The following is a 1,469-nucleotide window of genomic DNA, read 5'->3' as shown; positions in this document are numbered from 1 at the left end:
CTCGGGCTGGTCTCGATACTGGATACGATAAACCGACTCAACCGCATAGCCTGAACCGCCGTATACGGAACCGTACGTACGGTGGTGTGAGAGGACGGCGGGAGTAATCCCGCCTCCTACTCGATCCGGTATAGCGGGGCAATGCGTGCCTCAGACCAGCCCGTTGCGCTGGGCCAGTTCGATCAGGTCCACCAGTGAGCGCGCGTTGAGCTTGAGCAGCAGGCGCGTCTTGTAGGTACTGACGGTCTTGTTGCTGAGGAACATGCCGTCTGCAATTTCCTTGTTGGTCTTGCCGCGAGCCAATTGCTGCAACACCATCATCTCGCGCCCGGACAGGCGCTCGACCATGTCCGCCTCACTGGCGTTGCCGATGGTGGAGCGCACCGAGTTCAATGCCTGGTTCGGGAAGTAGCTGTAGCCGGAAAGCACCGCTTTGATGGCACTCAGCAGCTCGGTCAGGTCCTGCTGCTTGCACACGTAACCCGCCGCCCCGGCCTGCATGCAGCGCATGGAGAAATGGCCAGGCGCCTGCGAGGTGAGCACCAGCACCTTGAACGGCGATGGCTGTTTGCTGGAAGACAGTCGGCAAATAACTTCCAGCCCGTCGAGCTGGGGAATTCCAATATCCAATATGACAATGTCCGGCATATGCTCCCGCGCAAGTTGCAACGCATCGACACCGTTATCGGTCTCTGCAACGACCTCATAACCATGACGTTCCATGAGCATACGCACAGCAAGACGAATCACGGGATGATCATCCACGATCAGCACTTTATTCATAAGAAAGTCCAATTTCGCTGTTCGAATTATTCAGAGCAAACACAATAGCCTAGTCGTTTCCTAGTTGGCATAGTGTTCCCCCCCGAGCAACAGCAAGCAGAGACCCAAGCCACAACGATATCGGAATCAGCCTACAAAAAAACAACAATGAGGGTGCATTCGACTTTATGCAGCCTTTCAGAACTTTCCGTTCCCCTACATATTTTGAGTGAAATACGCACCGATTAAAGGGGCGGCCGTAAACGTGGCGCACGCGACTTTCAGGAAATGCCTCTTGCTTGTGGCATTCACGAGATCGCACAGGTGAAAACACTCCCTCTGATTCAGTTCCATTCAACATAGGTGTCCACACCTTAAAATTCCTACAGAAATTTCAGCGCATTACATTCACGCTGTACTTCTTTGAGTGATTTTTCTGTAAGAAACAGTTCCTGCTCAGGTGTAAACAATTCATTCGTCCCTGTAAAGTTTCAGGACAGGAGGCGTAAATCAGGGGTGGCGTGTTTAATAGCAAACAATCTTAAACATAAGTAAACAGGATGTTCGCTCTACATTAATTCCGGGATCGAGTAGGAGGCGGGATTACTCCCGCCGTCCTCTCACACCACCGTACGTACGGTTCCGTATACGGCGGTTCAGGCTATGCGGTTGAGTCGGTTTATCGTATCCAGTATCGAGACCAGCCC

At 52.6% G+C, this 1,469-nt stretch carries 1 protein-coding gene; it reads right to left on the bottom strand.

The window, feature by feature from the left end:
• Nucleotides 1-150: 150 nt before the first annotated feature.
• Nucleotides 151-783 carry a response regulator transcription factor gene (locus tag LUB09_RS23825; protein ID WP_003231407.1) on the bottom strand — a complete coding sequence of 211 codons (633 nt, stop codon included), beginning with the start codon at nt 781-783 and terminating at the stop codon, nt 151-153.
• Between the last annotated feature and the right edge of the window lie 686 nt (nt 784-1,469).

This window comes from Pseudomonas sp. Leaf59, assembly GCF_920984685.1.
Classification (GTDB): Bacteria; Pseudomonadota; Gammaproteobacteria; order Pseudomonadales; family Pseudomonadaceae; genus Aquipseudomonas.
This window is presented reverse-complemented; position numbering and strand designations above follow the sequence as displayed.